The sequence below is a fragment of the Nitrospina gracilis 3/211 genome (assembly GCF_000341545.2).
GTDB lineage: Bacteria > Nitrospinota > Nitrospinia > Nitrospinales > Nitrospinaceae > Nitrospina > Nitrospina gracilis.
The window spans coordinates 2672340-2673110 of sequence record NZ_HG422173.1 but is presented as its reverse complement, the minus strand read 5'-3'; the positions used below and the strand labels follow the sequence as shown (position 1 = coordinate 2673110).

The 771-nt window shown below is 54.6% G+C and carries 1 protein-coding gene; it reads left to right on the top strand.

Annotated elements, in window-relative coordinates:
• Window positions 1-178: 178 nt before the first annotated feature.
• A complete protein-coding gene (locus TX82_RS12785; RefSeq protein WP_005011501.1) occupies window positions 179-460 on the top strand; it encodes a hypothetical protein in 282 nt (93 codons plus the stop codon).
• Window positions 461-771 lie beyond the last annotated feature (311 nt).

The following is a 771-nucleotide window of genomic DNA, read 5'->3' as shown; positions in this document are numbered from 1 at the left end:
TATCGGGCAAGACCGATTACGTGGTGGCGGGCGCGGAGCCGGGAAGCAAACTCGACAAGGCGAAAAAACTCGGCGTTACCGTCCTCGACGAAGCGGCGTTTGAAAAACTGTTGAAGGGTAAGTGAACCGTTACTTCCTCTCCCACCAGGGAGAAGGAACTAAAAACGGGAGTGCTTGCATGGACGAATGGAAACCGTGGATCGGCGGGGGGTTGCTGATCGGATTGTTCCTGCTGTTCGCGGCGGTCAACGCAGCGGTGTTTTATAAAGGTGCGATTCGGAAAGAAAAGGTCGGTTCCGGCGTCCCCTTCCTCGGCGGCATCTTCGGCACGATCGGGTTCCTCACGCTCCCCGTACCCATCCTCAACGAATACTTCTGGCTGCCGCTCCTCCTCGATTTGGGATGCGTGCCCATCCTCATTTACTTTCCGATCTGGTGGATGTTCCTCAAAGACAAATGACAGGAACCATCGTTTCACACGGATAGACACAGGCAAGCGAAAAAAATTTTCCTTTTCTCAAGAAGACGGATCGTATCCCGGAATGCCATTCCGAATAGCCACAGGCGAAGAAGAATCTATGTTTTCAACCCCTCCTTGAAAAGGAGGGAGGATTTAAAACATTCTCTTTGAAAATTGGATTGGGAGTTGGTTGGCTGGGGGGGTGATTAGGAAAAAGCAGGCGTCAGCTCGTGGACGAACTCGGCGGGTTGGATGACCTGCGGCCGCGCGACCGGTTCCACCGCCGCTACCGCCGCTACCGCCACTGCCGC

Bases quoted from the DNA above. Each gene is read 5' to 3' on its own strand.
- TX82_RS12785 (WP_005011501.1), top strand. From the start codon at position 179: ATGGACGAATGGAAACCGTGGATCGGCGGGGGGTTGCTGATCGGATTG.